This is a genomic window from Lentzea jiangxiensis (assembly GCF_900104175.1).
GTDB lineage: Bacteria > Actinomycetota > Actinomycetes > Mycobacteriales > Pseudonocardiaceae > Lentzea > Lentzea jiangxiensis.
Genome location: NZ_FNIX01000021.1, coordinates 66,091 through 82,673, shown reverse-complemented (window position 1 = coordinate 82,673; position 16,583 = coordinate 66,091). Strand labels below are relative to the sequence as shown.

Sequence of the window (16,583 nt, the reverse complement as noted above, 5' to 3'; positions counted from 1 at the left end):
TACTGCCGAGCCCGTGTTACCCCTTGGCACCGAGCGCGTTAAACAAGTTTCGGGAGCACCTCGGCACCGAAGAGCCGGATCGTCTCGACGACCGACTCGTGCGGCATGCCACCGATGTCCACCATCACCAGGTGCGTGTCGATGGACAGCAGCTCCGCCAGCGCGTTGAGCCGCCCCGCCACCTCGTCCGGCGTCCCGCACACCGCCGCACCGTCCATGATCGCGTCGACATCGATGTCGCCGTCCCCGCGCCACGGGTCCGCGAACCGCGCGTACTCGGCGAGGTGCGGCCGCCACCGCTCCCGCGCGTCCTCGTTCGCCACGAACACGTGACTGGGCACGCCCACCCGTCCACCGGGGAAGCGCTCGCGGTAGCGCTGCACCACCTCGCCGTACATCGACGGGTCCCGCAACGTCGACGGCAGCATCAGCGGCATGCCGAGCTCCGCGCCCAGGTCCGCCGACACCGCCGACCCCGACCCGATCCACACCGCCGGCCGCGGCGTCTGCACCGGCCGGGGCGTCGTCGTCACCTCGCTGAGCTGCCCCCGGAACTTGCCGTCCCAGCTCACCTCCGGCTCCTCGAGGAGCTTGAGCAGCAACCGCAGGTGCTCCTCGAACCGCGCCCGCAGCTCACCGGGCTGCACGCCGAACGCCGCGTCGGTCTGCTGGTCCACCCCGCGCGCCACGATCAGCTCCGCACGCCCCTGCGACAGCACGTCGAGCGTCGCCAGCGCCTCCGCCACCAGCACCGGGTCGCGGTGGGCGAGCAGCGTCACCCCGGTCGACAGCTTCAGCGTGGACGTCCGCGCCGCCACGGACGCCAGCAGCAGTTCCGGCGCCGACACGATGTAGCGCGTGAAGTGGTGCTCGCCGATCGCGACGCCCGCGAACCCCGCCTCCTCGGCCACCACGGCCTGCTCGACCATCGCGCGCAGCCGGTCGGCCTGGGACACCTCTTCGCCGGTGCACGGGTTGGGCAGGTGGTCACCCAGGATCAGCAGGTAGACGTCCATGCCCGTCATTTTCCATCCGTCCGGTGCAAGATGGTTGACATGGTCATCAAAAATGAGGCCGAGAGCCGCTACGAGGTCCACGTCGACGGCAAGCTCGCCGGTTTTCTGGAGTACCGCGACGTCGCCGGCGTCCTGGCGCTCGTGCACACCGAGGTCGACGACGCCTACGCCGGTCAGGGCCTCGGAGGACAGCTCGCCGAGTTCGCCTTGGACGACGTCCTGGCCCGTGATGTCAAGATCTCCCCGCTGTGCCCGTTCGTGGCGAAGTACATCGACAAGCACCCCGAATACAGGGTTACTATCCGGTAAGAATTAGTTGCTGTCGCTAACGACGAGGTGGGCGAGCGTGTGGAGTGAGCCGGGCGCGTTCGAGGTGGCACCAGGTGTGCACCGCATTCCGCTGCCGCTGCCGAACGACGGGCTGCGCGCGGTCAACGTCTACGCGGTCGAGGACGGCGACGGGCTCGTCATGATCGACTCGGGCTGGGCGCTCGACGAGGCGAAGGACCAGCTCGAAGCGGCGCTCGGCACGCTCGGCAAGGGCTTCGAGGACATCCGGCGGTTCCTCGTCACGCACGTCCACCGCGACCACTTCACGATGGCGGTGTCGCTGCGCCGCTTGTTCGGCAGCAGGATCGGCCTGGGCCTGGGCGAGCAGCCGTCGTTGCGGCACATGCTGCACGGCCAGGACGACCAGCACGTGTCGGACCTGCGCAAGTGGGGTGCGGCGGAGCTGGCGGAGACGTGGGTCAAGATCATGCACCACGTCGACCGCGGTGAGGCGCTGCGCGACTACGAGGAGCCCGACGAGTGGCTCGTCCGCAGCACCGTCGGCCTCGAGCACCGCGAGCTGGAGGTCGTCCCGACGCCCGGCCACACGCGGGGCCACGTCGTGTTCGTCGACCACGCCGCGAAGGTGCTGTTCTCCGGCGACCACGTGCTGCCGCACATCACGCCGTCGATCGGCTTCGAGCCGTTGCGGCCGGAACTGCCGCTCGGCGACTACATGACGTCGCTGCGCCTGACCCGCGAGCTGCCGGACCTGCGGCTGCTGCCCGCGCACGGCCCGGTGACCGACAGCTCGCACGCGCGCGTCGACGAGCTGCTGCGGTTCCACGAGCAGCGCCTGGAGGAGATCGGCAAGGCGGTGGCGGGCAGCGCGTTCGAGACCGCCCGCAAGATCGGCTGGACCCGCCGGCAGCGCCGGTTCGACGACCTCGACATGTTCAACCAGGTGCTGGCCGTCGGCGAGACGGCCGCCCACCTCGACGTTCTCGTCGAACGTGGCGAATTGACCCGGACCGAGAACGCCGGCGTGCTCGAATACACCGCGTGACACCACTTCAGCTGGCCGCCTGGACCTGGAAGATCCCCCGCAGGGGCAGGGGTTTCTGGTTCTCGCTGGCGATCGACGTCCTGTGGCCCGTCGTCGTGCTGTTCGTGCGGCTGCGGGTGCGGGGCAGGCACCACGTCCCCGGCAACGGCGGCGTGGTGCTCGCGTTCAACCACCTGTCGAACGCGGACGCCGTCGCGGCCGTCGTGTTCGCGCTCCTGTCGAACCGGGTGCCGCGGGTGCTCGCCAAGGCCTCCCTGTGGCGCCTGCCGCTCTTCGGCCGGGTCATGCGGTCCGGCGGGCACATCCCCGTCGAACGCGGCACCGTGAAGGCCTCGGAGGCGCTCAAGCCCGCTGTGGAGGCGCTGCGCGCGGGCAGGTGCGTGATGGCGTTCCCGGAGGGCACCTTCACGAACGACCCGGACGGCTGGCCGATGAAGGGCAAGTCGGGGGTCGCGCGGATGGCCCTCGAGGCCCGCGTGCCGGTCGTGCCGGTCGCCGAGTGGGGCACGCAGGACCTGCTGCCCAGGGGCTCGGTCCTGCCGAGGTTGTTGCCCCGCAAGAGGATCGAGGTCGTCGCGGGTGCTCCCGTGGACCTGTCGGACCTCTACGACCGCGAGCTGACGGCGGAGGTGCTCGACGAGGCCACGTCGCGGGTCATGGACGCCATCACGACGATGCTGTCGGGCATACGTTCCGCTGGATCGGGTAGCCAAGGTGCATGACCACGCGAGAAGAGTTCGAGTTGCGCAAGGGACGCCGTCCCGGTGGCACGGGAATCTGGGCGCCGGTCTTCCCCGAACCCCGCGAGCCCCAGGAATGGGTCGTGCAGGCCGATGACGAACCGGTGATCGTCCGGAGCGTCGACTGACGTCCACACCGTTCATCCAGTTCACCTGGACGGCGTCTAGGGCACATAGACGCGTCTAGCTACCGTAGACGCCATGACCCTGGACGAAGCACTGCTGGCAGCGGCACGGACGGCGGGCACCGCCTCCGCCGCTGCCCAGGAGCAGGCCGACGTCGCAAAGGCCGTCTACCACCACACCGTGCTGCGACTGCACCGCGCGGGCGGGTCCCTGCGCGAGATCGCCGAAGCGCTGGGCATGAGCCACCAGCGCGTGCACCAGATCGTGGAGCAGTCCAAGCGGACCGAACGCTGCCGGTTCTGCGAGCGCGTCGCCGCGGACGTGGACAAGATGATGGCGGGACCTGCCGCCGTGATCTGCGACATCTGCATCGCCGAGGCCCGGGTGGGGGAGGTCGGCGACTGCTCCTTCTGCAGCGGGACCGCACCGGTCTTCTCCGGCGCGGAAGCGCGGATCTGCCGGTCGTGCCTGGACTTCAGCGCCGCCGTGATCAGCGGGGCAGCTTCACCACGGTGACGAAGAAGTCGTCGATCTGGCGGACGACCTCGATGAACCGGTCGAAGTCCACCGGCTTGGTGACGTAGGCGTTCGCGTACAGGCTGTAGCTGCGCAGGATGTCCTCCTCGGCCTCCGAGGTGGTCAGCACCACGACGGGGATGGAGCGCAGCTCGGCGTCCGCCTTGACCTCGCTCAGCACCTCGCGGCCGTCCTTGCGGGGCAGGTTCAGGTCCAGCAGGATCAGGCCCGGCCGCGGCGCGTTGGCGTACTGGCCCTCGCGGCGCAGGAACTCGAGCGCCTCGACGCCGTCCTTCACCACGTGCAGCATGTTGCGGATCTTGTGGTGCTCGAACGCCTCCTGGGTCATGAGGGCGTCGCCGGGGTCGTCCTCGACGAGCAGGACGTCGATCACGTTCAGCGGTGAATCAGACATGTACTTCCTCGGGTTGGGCGACGAGCTCGGGTACCACGGGCAGCGTGAACTCAAAAGTGGTTCCGGAGTCCACGTCGGTCTTCAGCCAGATGGTCCCGCCGTGGTACTCGACGATCTTCCGGCACATCGCCAGTCCGATGCCCGTGCCGGGGTAGGCGTCCTTGGGGTGCAGGCGCTGGAAGATGACGAAGATCCGGTCAGCGTACTCCGGCTCGATGCCGATCCCGTTGTCCCCGACCGTGAACTTCCACATCTCGTCGTCGCGTTCGACGCCGAGGGTGATCACCGGCGCCTCGGTGCCCTTGAACTTCAGCGCGTTGCTGATGAGGTTCTGGAAGACCGCGCTGAGCAGGGACGCCTCACCGCGCACGGAGGGCAGGTCCACGATCTCCACGCGGGCACCGGTCTCCTCGACGCGGTCGGAGTAGCTGTCCAGGACCTGCTGCACGAGGACGTTCAGGTCGACCAGGGTCTGCTCGCGAGCCATCCGGCCGACGCGGGAGAACGCCAGCAGGTCGTTGATCAGCACCTGCATGCGCTTGGCGCCGTCCACCGCGAAGCCGATGTACTGGTCGGCCCGCTCGTCGAGCTGGCCGCCGTAGCGCCGTTGCAGCAGCTGGCAGAACGACGCCACCTTGCGCAACGGTTCCTGCAGGTCGTGCGAGGCGACGTAGGCGAACTGCTCCAGCTCGGAGTTGGACCGCTGCAGCTCGGTCTTCGCCGTTTCGAGCGTCGCGAGCTCCTGCACGATCCGCCGGCGCATGGCGTTGACGTCCTCGCCGAGCTGCACGGTCTCGCGCGGGCCGTCCACGTCGATCTCGTGCTCGAAGTCGCCGGACGCCACCTGCCGGGTGTGGTCGGCGAGCTCCGCCAGGGGCGCGATCAGCAGCCGGTACAGCAGCAGCGACAGCCCGCCGATCACCGCCACCAGCAGCACGCCCATGCCGATGACCAGCCACAACACCACGCTCGCCGCGTGCCGGAGCTCCTCGCGCGTCTGCTGACCCAGCTCCTGGATGTCGCCCCGCAGGCCGGTCAGCTCGGTGCGGATCTGGTCGAACAGGACCTTGCCGCGTTCGATGTCGCCACCGGGACCGGGGGTGAGTCCGGGCCGCGCGGCGGTGATCGTGAGCGTCGCGTACTCCGCGCGCCACTGCCGGGCCAGGTCCTCGATGAGGGCCACCCGGCCCCCGGGGTCGCCGATCAGGGCGCGCACGTCCCGGGCGGCCTCCTCCTCGGCCTTCTGGCCTTCGAGGTACGGCGTCAGGAAGTCGTCCTGCGTGGTGAGGACGAAGCCCCGCACGCCGGTCTCCTGGTCGAGCAGTGCGCGGCTCAGGTCGTTCGCGCGCCGTGCGGCGGGCTCGATCTGGTCCACCTGCCGCGCCCTCGCGCCACCGAGCGAGTCGAGCGCGATGACCGTGGACGAGATCACCACCGCCGTCATGACCAGCAGGACCGCCACGATCCCGGCCAGCAGCCGGCTCGCCGGCATCGATTGCGGCAGCTTCACTTTCCGTCCTTCAGCAGCAGGATGGCCACGTCGTCGTCGAGCGGCCCGCCGTTGAGCTCCGTCACCTCCGCGATGACGGGGTCCACCCAGGTGGGACCGTTGCGCAGATGTCTGGCGAGGATCTCGCAGAGGCGCTCGACGCCGAGCCGGTCGACGTCGTCGGGCACGCGGCCCTCGATCAGGCCGTCGGTGTAGCAGGCGAGCGACCAGCCGGCCGGCAGCGGCACGTCCACGCCGGCCCACGTGTAGTCGGGCAGCACGCCCAGCGGGACGCCGACCTTCGACCGGGGCAGTTCGACGATCTCCTCGCCGGTCACCAGCAGCGGTTCGGGGTGCCCGGCGAGGAAGTAGCGCACCGAACGCCGGTCCGGCGCCACCGAGACCATGCACGCCGTGGTGAAGATGCCGTCGCCGTGGCGTTCGGCGACGAGCACCTGGTCGAGCGTCTTGAGCACTTTCTCGGCCGGCTCGCCGGCGAGCACCAGCGCGCGCCACGCGATCCGCAGGCAGACGCCCAGCGCGGCCTCGTCCGGGCCGTGGCCGCAGACGTCGCCGATGATGGCGTGCACCGTGCCGTCCGGCATGCCGACCGCGTCGTAGAAGTCGCCGCCGAGCAGCATCCGCTGGCCACCGGGCTGGTAGCGGACCTCGAGGCCCACGTCCGAGTTCTGCAGCAGCGCGCGGGGGAGCAGGCCGCGTTCGAGGCGCGACCGCTCGGAGGCCAGCAGTTCGACCTCGCGCAGCTTGCGCTGGGCGTCCTCGGCGCGGCGGCGTTCGACCGCGTACCGGACGCCGCGCAGCAGCAGCTCGCCGTCGACCTTGCCCTTGATGAGGTAGTCCTCGGCGCCCGCCGCGACCGCGTCGATGCCCTCGCGCTCGTCGTCGAGACCCGTCAGCACCAGGATGGCCGGTGCGTTCGGCTTGGCCAGCAGGCGGCGCAGTCCGGCGAGGCCCTGCGAGTCGGGCAGGCCGAGGTCGAGCAGCACGCACTCGGCGTCGGAGAGCATCCGCTCGGCCTCCGCCAGCGTTTCCGCGCGGGACAGCACGAACGGCGCGCTCGCCTCTTCGAGCAGCGCCTCGACGAGGACGGCGTCCCCGTCGTCGTCCTCGACCAGGAGGACGCGCACGGTCTTGTTTCGCATCACGTCGGACTTTAACGTTATCGGGCTGCGGGGTCCGCGTCCGACCTACCAGGATGACGGGCGTGTTGATCCGTCTCGCCCAACCAGACGAACTGCCGTACGTCCAGCAGATCGAAAAAGCCTCCGGTGAACCCTTCCGCGACGTGGGCATGTCCGACATCGCCGACAGCGCCCCGATGCCACTGGAAGACCTGGCCGGACACGACGTCTGGCTGGCCATCGGCGCCGAAGGCGTGCCTGTGGCGTTCATCGCGGTCGGCGACGTCGACGGCGCGACGCACGTCCACCAGGTGAGCGTGCACCCCTCCCACGCGCGCCAGGGGATCGGCGCGGCGCTCATCGAGCACGTCACCCGTCCCGGCCGCGCTGTGACGCTCACGACGTTCCGGGACGTGCCGTGGAACCAGCCCTACTACGAGCGCCTGGGGTTCCAGGTCGTGACGGAGGTCTCGCCGGGGCTCGCGGAGATCGTGCGCCGGGAGACCTCAGCCGGCCTCGATCCCGCGCGCAGGGTCGTCATGGTTCTTCTCCCAGCGCAGGTATGACCCCGACGCCACCGAGAGGCTGCTGAGCAGCCACACGAGGACACCCGCGTCGTCGGTCACGCCGATCAGGGGGAGGAACTCCGGCAGGACGTCGATCGGCGACACGAGGTAGACCAGCGCCACCGCCCACATCACGACCTGGCTGCGCGGCAGCTCCGGGTACTTCCCGCTCCGCCAGGTCCTCCACAGCCGCGGCAGCGCCTTCAGCCGCTGCACGGGGTTGCCGACCGGGCTGGGAGCGCCCTGCGCGCGCTTGCGGCGGTGGCGCAGGACGCCCAGCACGACGAACACCAGGCCGAGCGGGATCATCACCCAGCCGGCCACGGCGGGGCTCAGCCCGCCGAGCGGCGCGTCGCGCAGCAGCAGGATCAGCAGACCTGACAACGAGATGAGCGATCCGAAGACGACCATCTGGCTGGGCGCTCCTAACTGGGCTCCTGGAAGAGCATGGTCGGAATGGCCTTGTGGGGCTGCTTCTGCCGCGGCTCGGGCTCCCGCAGGTCGATCACCGGTTCGGGTTCCTCGGCGGGAGCTTCTTCAACCACCGGTTTGCGCACGGCCTTGACCGGTGGTGGAGTGGTCTGGTCGAGGGAGGCGCGCGCCGCGGAGATCCAGACCTTCTGCATGGCCTCGTCCTTGCTGCCGGCCGCCGTGGCCGCGAGTCCGGAGAGGACGCCGCGGATGCGGGGGACCAGTGCTGGATGACGCCGGATCGCCTGCCACACAGCGTGATCACCCGGTAGCCGGGCGGACACGAGCCGCGAGACCTGAGCGCGCAGCTCCTCTGTGGACAGATCGAGCCAGCGCTCGACCGCTGACGGGCCAATTGCCACGTAGACAGCCTTCCCCGAAAACGACAACTGCCCCCAGGATCTCACGGATCCGGCGGGGGCAGCGGTCTGGTGCCGGGTTCGGTCAGGAGGCGACGACTTCGAGCAGCGTCTTGCCGTTCTCGTCGACGATCCGGAAGGTCGCGATCTCGTGCCAGCGCATGGCGACGTTCGCCTGCAGCTTGATGGTCTTCGAGTCACCCGCCACCGGCTCGGGGGCGAACCACGATGTGACCTGCGCGACGCGGCCCGTGCGCCCGACGGCGACGAGCGAGCCCCTCCCCGGGCCGGTCATCCCGTTCACCTCGATGTCCATCGCCGTCCCCGACGGCGTGTCCTCCGCGGCGATCTTGGTGAAGACGCCGCTGCCGGGGTCCTGCTGCTGGACCTTCATCGAAGCTTCGTTGCGGTTGTTCGCCACCGGCGTCTGGGACGTCGGGGTGGTGTTCTCGGGCGCGGCCTGGTTCGAGTCGCCGCCGCCCACGACGAGCGTCGTCACGACGGCCGTCACCGCCACGATGCCGGCGGCGGCGGCCGCGACACCCTGGGCGACGAACCACCGCCGGCGCTTCCTGCGCGCCGCGACGGCGTCGAGCATCACCCGCACCGACTTGCCGTCGGGGCGTTCCGGAGCTGTCCCGCGCAGCATCCCGCCCGCGTCGGCCTCGTCGATGAGGTCCGGCACCACCGCGAAGTCGCGCAGGTCAAGAGCGCACCGCCGACATTCGGTCAGGTGGTTCTCGAACGCCTCCACCTCATCGGCATCGAGGATGCCGAGCACGTAGGCGGCTACGTCGAGGTGATCTGGTGCCGTTGTCACCGCGTCTCTCCCCGATCGTGCAACGCACGCCGCAACGCACGAAGCGCGTAGTACACCCTCGACTTGACCGTCCCCGGAGGCACACCCAGTGCCGCCGCGGCCTCACCGACGGTGCGGTCCCGCAGATATGTTTCGAGAATAGCCTCCCTGTGTTCCTCGGAGAGACCGTTCATCGCCTCCGCCACGACGATCGCCGCGAGGGTGCGGTCCTCTTCACCGCCGGAGGGCGACTCGTCCGAAGGGGTCAGTTCGAACTCCTGCGGACGGACGCTTCTCTTACGCCTGTCGTCAATGACCAACCGCCTTGCCACCGTGAACAACCACGACCGCAGGAGCACGGGGTCACGCTCGAGCTTCTCGGCGTTGCGCCATGCCCTGACCAGGGTTTCCTGCACGATGTCCTCGGCCCACTGTCGATCGTGGCCCGTCAACCTCATGCAGTGTCCCAGCAGGGCGCTGCCGAATTCCTCGTACAGCCGGCGGATCAACTCTTCCTCGAGAGACCCCGGTCTTGGTGATTGTTCGTCTAACTCGCGTTGACGTCTATGCCGCGCCACGGGGGACATCCTTGCCCTATCAACCGTCTCAAGTCGAGAGGCAAATATTCCTCACGAAGTTCGTGAACCGTTGCCGGATCGTGTCCGTACTCCTCGGTACCCAAGCCGAGAAAGGACCTGCCGATGCGACGTGGTCAAGCCATCACCGCTCTCGCGGCACTGGCTGTGAGCCTCACGGCGTGCGGTAGCACCCAGACCCCTCCCGGAGGGGCCGCGACGGGCGGCTTGCAGGCGAAACCCGCCGATCTGGGCGGCATGAACATGTACTTCATCGCGAACACCGACCAGATGGGCTGGTTCGTCATCGACGCCGACGGACTGCCTCTGTACCGCTACGACAAGGACGTTCCCAAACCGTCCAAGTCGAACTGCGAGGGCGAGTGCGCGAAGGCGTGGAAGCCGGTGCTCGCGGACAAGACGCCGATGGCGACCGGTGTGGACCCGATCTCCATGGGTGTCCTGACCAGGCCCGACGGCACCAAGCAGCTCACCATCCAGGGCTGGCCGCAGTACACCTACGCCGAGGACAGGACGGCCGGTGACATGAAGGGGCAGGGGAAGGGCGGCGTGTGGTGGGTCACCGCCCCGAACGGCGCCAAGATCACCGGTGGCAAGGCGCAGAACAACAGCAGGAGCAGCAGTCAGCCGAGCACGCCCCCCGGTTCGGGGGCCGCGCGGACGCCGCAGTCCGCGCCACCTCCCGCAGCGCCCGGCTACTGAGCCCACTGCTCAGGCGAACACGTCCACCCCTATCGACTTCCTTTGAACGACGAGGACCACAAGACGATGACCAGAGCCCTAGCCACCGTCTTTGCGCTGCTGTTCCTCTTCTCCGGCCTGACCGCCACGGCTGCGGCGCAGCCCGCGGACACCGGGGGAGTGATGGACACCCCGTCAGGGCCGTTGACCGCGAACGACCGCGAACTGCTGAACAAGGTGCGTCAGGCGGGCCTGTGGGAGATGCCCATGGGCGAGCTCACCGCCACGAAGGCGTCCAACGCCAGGGTCAAGCAGATCGGCAAGATGATCATGCTCGACCACATGATGCTGGACACGCTGACGAAGAAGACGGCCGCCCAGTTCGGGCTCACCACCCCGGACGTGCCGAACCCGGCGCAGCAGTCGTGGATGGAGGAGATCAACGCGCTCGACGGGGACGCGTTCGACCAGGCGTTCGTCGCCCGGTTGCGCGCCGCCCACGGCCAGGTCTTCACCTTCATCGCGAAGGTCCGCTCGGCGACGCGCAACGACGTGATCCGCGGCTTCGCCCAGGCCGGCATCGACGTCGTGATGAAGCACATGACGTTGCTGGAGAGCACCGGCATCGCCGGTGACTCGGCCTTCGCCGAGCCCGTGCCCGCCGGCGGCATCGTCAACGCGACCCTGGCCTCGGACGAGGGGCCGAACATGTGGGTGATCCTCACGGTCACCGCCGCGGGAGCCGTTCTCACGGTCCTCCTGCTCCGAGTGCTCCGCCCGCGACGTCCGGTGCGGTGATGTGCAACACCCCTGTGAACAACGGGAAACGGAGGTGGTGTCCCAAGGTCGGAGGCACTCCAACGCGGACCTGTTCCCACCCGCCCGGCCCTGATGTGTCCACTCCTGCACCGCAGGGCCGGGCGGGTTCCCGCGAGAAAGTTCTTTCCGGAGGAAGAGTTGTTGTCGAGCCAGATTCCGCTCCTGGTGGCCCAGTCGTCGGAGTTCGACGCGGGCGTCAAGAAGATGGCGCAGCTGTCTGCCAGGCTGGCTTACGTCCTGATGTGCGCGACCTTGTCCTGGGGCGTGCTGATCGCGACCGGGTGGGCCGAGAAGCTCACCGGCCGTGAAGGACTGAAGAACGGGCACATGGTGCTCGCCTCGCTGGCGATCGCGTTCGGCTGCATCCACGCGTTCGCCTTCACGCTGATCCAGACCGGTACCTTCAGCTCTATCAAGCTCGTCCTGCCGTTCGTCGACGGCGGCCTGTTCCGGCACGCGCTGGGCATCCTCGGCCTGGAGGTCATGCTCGCGATCGCCGTGCTCGCCTCGATGAGGCACAAAGTCTTCTACCGCAAGTGGTTGCGGTTCCACCAAACCGCCTACATCGCGGTGACCATCACCGTGGTTCACTCCTGGTTCGGCGCCATCGCGAACGGCAACCTGTCCGTCCTCTGGCTCGCCGGCCTCACCGTGCTCGTCCCGACCGCGACCCTGGCCCTGGCCCGGTTCCTGCCCCCCGAGGTGCTCGTCCGCATCGGCATGCTCGACGCCGAGCGCGGCCAGGAGCCCGGTGTCGGCGAGGGCGACGCGATGGACGTGAGCGTCAACAACGAGAAATGCCACCGCTACGGCACCTGCCAGGCGGAGGCCCCGGACGTCTTCCAGCTGATCGAGGACAACCGCCTGACCTACAACCGCCGGCCGCCCGAGGAGCACTTCGCCCAGGCCCGTGCGGCACAGCGCGCGTGTCCCATGCGCGCGATCGAGATCAGGGAGCGAGTGAAGTGAGCGAACGGATCGTGGTCGTCGGCGGCGGACTCGGAGGAGTCCGTTCCGCGGAACGGCTGCGGGAGATGGGATTCGACGGGCAGATCACGATCCTGTCCGCCGAGAGGCACCTCCCGTACCACCGCCCGTGCCTGTCGAAGCAGATCATCACGGGGGAGTGGACCCCGGACGACGCCTTGCTGTCGTTCTCGGCGGACCTCGACGCCGAGTGGCGCCTGAACTCCCCGGCCCTGCACCTGGACCCGAAGAAGCAGTCGGTCTGGGTGCCCGGCGGCGAGGAGATCAAGTACGACGGCATGATCATCGCCACCGGCGTCGACGCCAGGGCGATGGGCGGCGCTCCGCGCCACGACCCGCGGGTGCACGTGCTGCGGACCCTGGACGACGCGGTCGCGATCCGCAGGAACATCCGCCAGTCGCAGGGCCTCGTCGCCGTCATCGGCGGCGGGTTCATCGGCTGCGAGCTCGCCTGCTCGGTCCGCCACATGGGCCGCGACGTGGCGCTCATCGTGCGTTCGCCCGCGTTGCTGGGTGGCGTCGTCGGCGACGACATCGGCAAGAAGATCACCGAGGCGCACGTCGAGCACGGCGTGAGGCTCGCCACCGGCGTGGGCATCAAGCACTGGGTGCGCCAGCCGGGCGGCATCGGCATCCACCTGTCCGACGGCCAGGTCTTCTTCGCCTCGTGCGTCGTGCTGGCGGTCGGCGCGTCCCCGGCCGTCGACTGGCTGCGCGGCTCCGGCCTCGACATTTCCGACGGCGTCCTCTGCGACTCGACGAACCATGTCGTGGGCGCCGAGAACTTGGTCGCCTGCGGCGACGTGGCCCGCTGGCCGAACATGCGCTTCAACGGCGTCGTCCGCCGCGTCGAGCACTGGCTCAACGCCGTGGAGGGAGGCCGCGCCGCCGCCGAGAACCTGCTGGTGGGCCGCAAGCACGCCCGGACCTACACCCCGGTCCCGCGCTTCTGGACCGAGCAGTACGGCATGCGCGTGCAGGGAGCCGGCCTGCCCGTCCTCGGCACCGACACCACCGACGTCAACGGTCTGACCGGCTTCATCGCCAACGGCAAGCTCGTGGGCATCGTGGGCCTCGAGTCGCCCGGCAAGATCATCACCGAGACCCCGGAACTCTTCCGCCAGAACGAGGTCGAGACGAACGTTCCGGTGTGGACGCAGCCGGAGGAACCCGCTGCCGCCGCCGCGCCGGAGGTCCTCCCGACCACCATGATCCCGGTTCCCGAACCGGTCGCCGCCCACGCATCATCCGTTCCCCCGTCCGTCTCGTCGTCGATGTCCCCGCCATTGCAGCGGCGGCGGCATTCGCGCTCGAGGCCGGAGATGGTGCGCTCGGGCGGAGGACGCGCGAGGCCCTGACCAGGTCGAGGAGGTACCGGTTGCCGGTACAGGGCAAGCGGGGACGGCGAACTCCGACGTCGCACGCGTGGCCAGGTGGCGGACCGATGACGTCACGCGGCGATGCGCTCGTTCCCGCTCCGGCAGTCCGGAACTTCCCTCTCGCGCGTCACCGGCGGTGTGGCGGCTCGGTGGGCTCCCGAGTCGCCACACCGGCCCGGGTTGCGGGGTTCGGCCGGAACTGTCGGACCCCGTGAGCACGTCGGGTCGCGGGCCGGCTCCGCCCGCGCTCGGCGGCACCCGACCCCCGGGCGGCACCGAGCCCGGCCTCAAGGCGCCGTGATGACCTGCCCCGACCACGAAAGCCCGCCCCCGAAAGCGAAGAGGAGCACGGGCCGGCCGGACGGGAGCTCCCCGCGTTCGGTCATCTTCGAGAGGGCGAGCGGGACCGAGGCCGCGGAGGTGTTGCCGGACTCGACCACGTCGCGCCCGATCACGACGTCGGGCGCAAGGCCGAGGCGGCGGGTCATCGCCTCGATGATCCGCAGGTTGGCCTGGTGCGTCACGACGGCGGCGAGGTCGGTGACGGCGATGCCCGCTCGTGCGCAGGCTTGGGCGGCCACCGCGGGCAGTTCGGTGGTGGCCCAGCGGAAGACGGCCTGGCCCTCCTGGGCGAAGCGCGGTTGCCAGGAGTCGACGAGGCGGACGGCGTTGCTCCGGGTCGGGTCGGAGCCCCAGACGACGGGGCCGATGAGAGCGTCCGGGGAAGCGCTCACGACGGCGGCGCCGGCTCCGTCGCCCAGCAGGACGCAGGAGGAGCGGTCGGTCCAGTCGACGAGGTCGGACATCTTCTCGGCGCCGATGACCAGGGCGTGCCGGGCCGCGCCCGCTCGGATGGTGTGGTCGGCGGTGGCGAGGGCGGTGCAGAAGCCGGCGCAGGCGTTGTTCAGGTCGAAGCAGACCGCGGACGGGATCGACAGGCGGGCCGCCACCCGGGCCGCGGTCGACGGGCTGCGGTCGATGGCCGAGCAGGTGGCGACGATGACCTGGCCGATGTCGGACGGGGACAGGCCCGAGGAGGCGAGGGCCTTGGCGCCTGCTTCGGAGGCCATGTCGGCGACGGTCTCGGCCGGGGCGGCGATGCGGCGGGTGGCGATGCCGGTGCGCTGCAGGATCCACTCGTCGTCGGTGTCGACCATCTTCTCCAGATCGGCGTTGGTCAGCACCCGTTCCGGCTGGTAGTGGCCTAGTGCTACGACACGGGATCCGGACACGATGTGCTCCTTCGGCGGGGCCGGGCGACGACGCGGCGAATATAGCAACCGATCGGTCGGTAGCTAAAGAGACGTAAACTACCGGGATGAGCCCGCGCAGATCTGTCGCCGACACCCTCGAGACGCGGCAGCGCATCCTCGACCGGAGTCTCGCCATCGCGTCGGCGGAGGGGCTGGAGGGGCTCACGATCGGGCGGCTGGCCGCGGAGCTCGGGATGAGCAAGGCCGGGCTGCTCGGGCACTTCGGCACCAAGGAGGCCCTTCAGCTCGCGGTGGTCGACCAGGCCGCCGAGGTCTTCCTGCGCGAGGTGCCCGGCAAGGTCGAGCAGATGCCGTCGGGGTTGCCGCGGCTGATCGACGTCTGCGAGGCGTGGGTGTCCTACCTCGAACGCGAGGTGCTGCCCGGCGGGTGCTTCTTCACGGCGGCGACGGCCGAGTTCGACGGGCGCAGCGGGCGCGTGCGGGATGCGCTGGCCGGCATGAACGCGTTGTGGCGCAGGGACTTGCGCATCCACATCCGGCGCGCGGTGAACGACGGCGACCTCGGGCCCGGCACGGACGTCGAGCAGCTGATCTACGAGATCCTCGGGGTCATGCTGGCGCTCAACCACTTCCTGCAGCTCGAACACGACAGCGCGGCGCCGCGCCGGGCCCGTCAGGCGTTGAAGCGGTTGCTCACGAAGTGATTGACGACGGCCGCGACCTCCCGCGGCCGCTCGGCCACCATGCCGTGCGTGGCGTCGATCTCGTGCACCCGCACGTTCGGCGGCAGGTCGCGGCGCAGCCCGGCGCGGTGGGCGTCCATCAGCGGCAGGAGCTCCGGCGGCACGGGCAGGTTCCGGGTGGCGAGCACGAGCAGGAACGGGCTCCTCACCGCCGCGAAGACCGGGAGCGCGTCCAGGAACTCCGGCGCCGTGCGCAGCACCGAGGTGATCGAGCGCGACGGACGCGTGACCATCTCCGATTGGGCGTCGAAGAGGGCGTTCAGCGCGGCCAGGCCCTTCTCCACCTCCTCGGCCGGCAGTCCCTCGTAGTTCGCCGGATGCGTTGTGGCGCAACGGTGTCCGTCCAGGCTCACGGCGGGACGCGCCGGGTGCCGCGACGCCCACATCCCGGCGAGGACGCCGCCCAGCGAGTGCCCGACGACCACGGGATCGTCGAGTCCGAAGTGGACAGCCGTGTCCTCCAGGTCGTCGAGCACGGCGTCCCAGTCCCATTCGCCGTCGGGCGACTCGCCGTGCCCGCGCAGGTCGACCGTCACCGCGCGCCCGTCCAGTTGTGGCGCGAGAGCCTCCCACACCGACCGGTCGCCGCCCAGTCCGTGCAGCAGCAGGAAGGGCGTGCCGGAGCCGCCGAAGTCCGTCGCCGCGAGCTTCACGCGTCTCTCCTCAGGCCGAGGCGGGCACGGATCGAGTCGACGGTCACGCCGCCGTCCGGGTGCCGCAGCAACTTGTTGCGGTTCACGAGGTCGTGCACGCCCTGGCGGGTGATGCCGAGCATCGCGCCGGCCACGCCGAGCGACACGTGGTCCTTGCCCGGGTGACCGGCGCGGCGTGCGGTGACGCGGCCCAGCGGCGTCGCCCACCAGCTCTCGGGCGGGTCGAACGGCGCGTCGCCGGGGTGGAGCACGGTCAGCAACCTGATGGCCACCTGCCGGGCCACCGCGTCGTCCGGCCCGAGCAACTGGGCCGCCCACATGTCGGCGTCGGCGCGGACGGAGGTCCGCAGGCCGGCCAGGCCGGCCTGCGGCAGCAGGATCTCCAGAGGGTCGAGCAGCCGGCTCGTCACGAGCCGGATCAGGTCGTTCCGCAGGTCCACGTGTTCCGAAAGGGTCGGCACTTGACAGACGGTATCAAGTGCTTGACGCCTGCTGTCAAGTGGATGTGCGTGCGGCCGAGCCCACGGACCGTTGCA

At 69.8% G+C, this 16,583-nt stretch carries 22 protein-coding genes; 11 read left to right on the top strand and 11 right to left on the bottom strand.

All coding sequences use genetic code 11. From position 1 onward, the window contains the following. Positions 1-38 precede the first annotated feature (38 nt). Positions 39-1,016, bottom strand: coding sequence for an LLM class flavin-dependent oxidoreductase (locus BLQ91_RS34220; RefSeq protein ID WP_176960102.1), 978 nt, complete (start codon positions 1,014-1,016; stop codon positions 39-41). Positions 1,017-1,055: 39 nt separating this feature from the next. Here BLQ91_RS34220 and BLQ91_RS34215 point away from each other — a divergent pair, with 39 nt between their 5' ends. The 5 genes from BLQ91_RS34215 (at position 1,056) to BLQ91_RS34200 (ending at position 3,734) form a co-directional block, all read left to right on the top strand. After that, entirely contained in the window at positions 1,056-1,325 is a 270-nt protein-coding gene (locus BLQ91_RS34215) for a GNAT family N-acetyltransferase (RefSeq protein WP_090103878.1), read from the top strand. 37 nt (positions 1,326-1,362) lie between these two features. Continuing rightward, positions 1,363-2,352, top strand: coding sequence for an MBL fold metallo-hydrolase (locus BLQ91_RS34210; RefSeq protein WP_245734064.1), 990 nt, complete (start codon positions 1,363-1,365; stop codon positions 2,350-2,352). Further along, positions 2,349-3,074 carry a lysophospholipid acyltransferase family protein gene (locus tag BLQ91_RS34205; RefSeq protein WP_245734063.1) on the top strand — a complete coding sequence of 242 codons (726 nt, stop codon included), beginning with the start codon at positions 2,349-2,351 and terminating at the stop codon, positions 3,072-3,074. The genes BLQ91_RS34210 and BLQ91_RS34205 overlap by 4 nt, the downstream gene beginning before the upstream one ends. Then, the gene (locus tag BLQ91_RS41770; protein WP_176960101.1) at positions 3,071-3,220 is read left to right on the top strand and encodes a hypothetical protein; all 150 of its coding nucleotides are present in this window, start codon (positions 3,071-3,073) and stop codon (positions 3,218-3,220) included. The genes BLQ91_RS34205 and BLQ91_RS41770 overlap by 4 nt, the downstream gene beginning before the upstream one ends. Positions 3,221-3,293: 73 nt before the next feature. Continuing rightward, positions 3,294-3,734, top strand: coding sequence for a MarR family transcriptional regulator (locus BLQ91_RS34200; RefSeq protein ID WP_090103753.1), 441 nt, complete (start codon positions 3,294-3,296; stop codon positions 3,732-3,734). Here BLQ91_RS34200 and BLQ91_RS34195 read toward each other — a convergent pair. The 3 genes from BLQ91_RS34195 to BLQ91_RS34185 are packed head-to-tail and all read right to left on the bottom strand — an operon-like array spanning position 3,709 to position 6,801. Beyond that, positions 3,709-4,149 carry a response regulator gene (locus BLQ91_RS34195; RefSeq protein WP_090103751.1) on the bottom strand — a complete coding sequence of 147 codons (441 nt, stop codon included), beginning with the start codon at positions 4,147-4,149 and terminating at the stop codon, positions 3,709-3,711. The genes BLQ91_RS34200 and BLQ91_RS34195 overlap by 26 nt on opposite strands. Then, entirely contained in the window at positions 4,142-5,659 is a 1,518-nt protein-coding gene (locus BLQ91_RS34190) for a sensor histidine kinase (protein ID WP_342670682.1), read from the bottom strand. The genes BLQ91_RS34195 and BLQ91_RS34190 overlap by 8 nt, the downstream gene beginning before the upstream one ends. Further along, positions 5,656-6,801, bottom strand: coding sequence for a PP2C family protein-serine/threonine phosphatase (locus tag BLQ91_RS34185; RefSeq protein ID WP_090103870.1), 1,146 nt, complete (start codon positions 6,799-6,801; stop codon positions 5,656-5,658). Before BLQ91_RS34185 ends, BLQ91_RS34190 begins: the two co-directional genes overlap by 4 nt. A 53-nt stretch (positions 6,802-6,854) precedes the next feature. On the opposite strand from BLQ91_RS34185, the gene BLQ91_RS34180 reads away from it, so the two are divergent. Next, complete coding sequence (locus tag BLQ91_RS34180; protein WP_176960100.1) at positions 6,855-7,346, top strand: GNAT family N-acetyltransferase; 492 nt, start codon at positions 6,855-6,857, stop codon at positions 7,344-7,346. Here BLQ91_RS34180 and BLQ91_RS34175 read toward each other — a convergent pair. The 4 genes from BLQ91_RS34175 to BLQ91_RS34160 form a co-directional block, all read right to left on the bottom strand. Next, complete coding sequence (locus BLQ91_RS34175; RefSeq protein ID WP_090103750.1) at positions 7,287-7,757, bottom strand: YkvA family protein; 471 nt, start codon at positions 7,755-7,757, stop codon at positions 7,287-7,289. The genes BLQ91_RS34180 and BLQ91_RS34175 overlap by 60 nt on opposite strands. 14 nt (positions 7,758-7,771) lie before the next feature. Then, positions 7,772-8,179 (bottom strand): hypothetical protein, encoded by a 408-nt coding sequence (locus tag BLQ91_RS34170; RefSeq protein WP_143022956.1) that lies wholly within the window; start codon positions 8,177-8,179, stop codon positions 7,772-7,774. A gap of 82 nt (positions 8,180-8,261) precedes the next feature. Then, positions 8,262-8,996 carry an anti-sigma factor family protein gene (locus BLQ91_RS34165; RefSeq protein WP_090103745.1) on the bottom strand — a complete coding sequence of 245 codons (735 nt, stop codon included), beginning with the start codon at positions 8,994-8,996 and terminating at the stop codon, positions 8,262-8,264. Continuing rightward, positions 8,993-9,562 carry a sigma-70 family RNA polymerase sigma factor gene (locus BLQ91_RS34160; protein ID WP_030468711.1) on the bottom strand — a complete coding sequence of 190 codons (570 nt, stop codon included), beginning with the start codon at positions 9,560-9,562 and terminating at the stop codon, positions 8,993-8,995. Before BLQ91_RS34160 ends, BLQ91_RS34165 begins: the two co-directional genes overlap by 4 nt. A gap of 114 nt (positions 9,563-9,676) precedes the next feature. Between BLQ91_RS34160 and BLQ91_RS34155 the strand changes: the two genes are divergently transcribed. The 4 genes from BLQ91_RS34155 to BLQ91_RS34140 all read left to right on the top strand — a co-directional run bounded on the left by BLQ91_RS34155 (position 9,677) and on the right by BLQ91_RS34140 (position 13,416). Next, the gene (locus BLQ91_RS34155; RefSeq protein ID WP_090103743.1) at positions 9,677-10,273 is read left to right on the top strand and encodes a hypothetical protein; all 597 of its coding nucleotides are present in this window, start codon (positions 9,677-9,679) and stop codon (positions 10,271-10,273) included. Between the two features lie 66 nt (positions 10,274-10,339). Continuing rightward, complete coding sequence (locus BLQ91_RS34150) at positions 10,340-11,050, top strand: DUF4142 domain-containing protein (RefSeq protein WP_143022955.1); 711 nt, start codon at positions 10,340-10,342, stop codon at positions 11,048-11,050. A gap of 162 nt (positions 11,051-11,212) precedes the next feature. Then, positions 11,213-12,040, top strand: a complete 828-nt coding sequence (locus tag BLQ91_RS34145; protein ID WP_090103739.1) for a 4Fe-4S domain-containing protein — start codon at positions 11,213-11,215, stop codon at positions 12,038-12,040. Then, positions 12,037-13,416 carry an NAD(P)/FAD-dependent oxidoreductase gene (locus BLQ91_RS34140; RefSeq protein WP_176960099.1) on the top strand — a complete coding sequence of 460 codons (1,380 nt, stop codon included), beginning with the start codon at positions 12,037-12,039 and terminating at the stop codon, positions 13,414-13,416. Before BLQ91_RS34145 ends, BLQ91_RS34140 begins: the two co-directional genes overlap by 4 nt. Before the next feature lie 308 nt (positions 13,417-13,724). Here BLQ91_RS34140 and BLQ91_RS34135 read toward each other — a convergent pair whose 3' ends face one another. Then, positions 13,725-14,669: a beta-ketoacyl-ACP synthase III gene (locus BLQ91_RS34135; protein WP_090103735.1), complete on the bottom strand. Its 945-nt coding sequence runs from the start codon at positions 14,667-14,669 to the stop codon at positions 13,725-13,727. Between the two features lie 86 nt (positions 14,670-14,755). Between BLQ91_RS34135 and BLQ91_RS34130 the strand changes: the two genes are divergently transcribed. Further along, on the top strand, positions 14,756-15,355 hold the full coding sequence (locus tag BLQ91_RS34130; protein ID WP_090103733.1) for a TetR/AcrR family transcriptional regulator: 600 nt from the start codon (positions 14,756-14,758) through the stop codon (positions 15,353-15,355). On the opposite strand, the gene BLQ91_RS34125 is transcribed toward BLQ91_RS34130, so the two are convergent. Beyond that, entirely contained in the window at positions 15,325-16,047 is a 723-nt protein-coding gene (locus tag BLQ91_RS34125; RefSeq protein ID WP_090103731.1) for an alpha/beta fold hydrolase, read from the bottom strand. The genes BLQ91_RS34130 and BLQ91_RS34125 overlap by 31 nt on opposite strands. Further along, complete coding sequence (locus tag BLQ91_RS34120; protein WP_090103729.1) at positions 16,044-16,508, bottom strand: hypothetical protein; 465 nt, start codon at positions 16,506-16,508, stop codon at positions 16,044-16,046. Before BLQ91_RS34120 ends, BLQ91_RS34125 begins: the two co-directional genes overlap by 4 nt. Positions 16,509-16,583 lie beyond the last annotated feature (75 nt).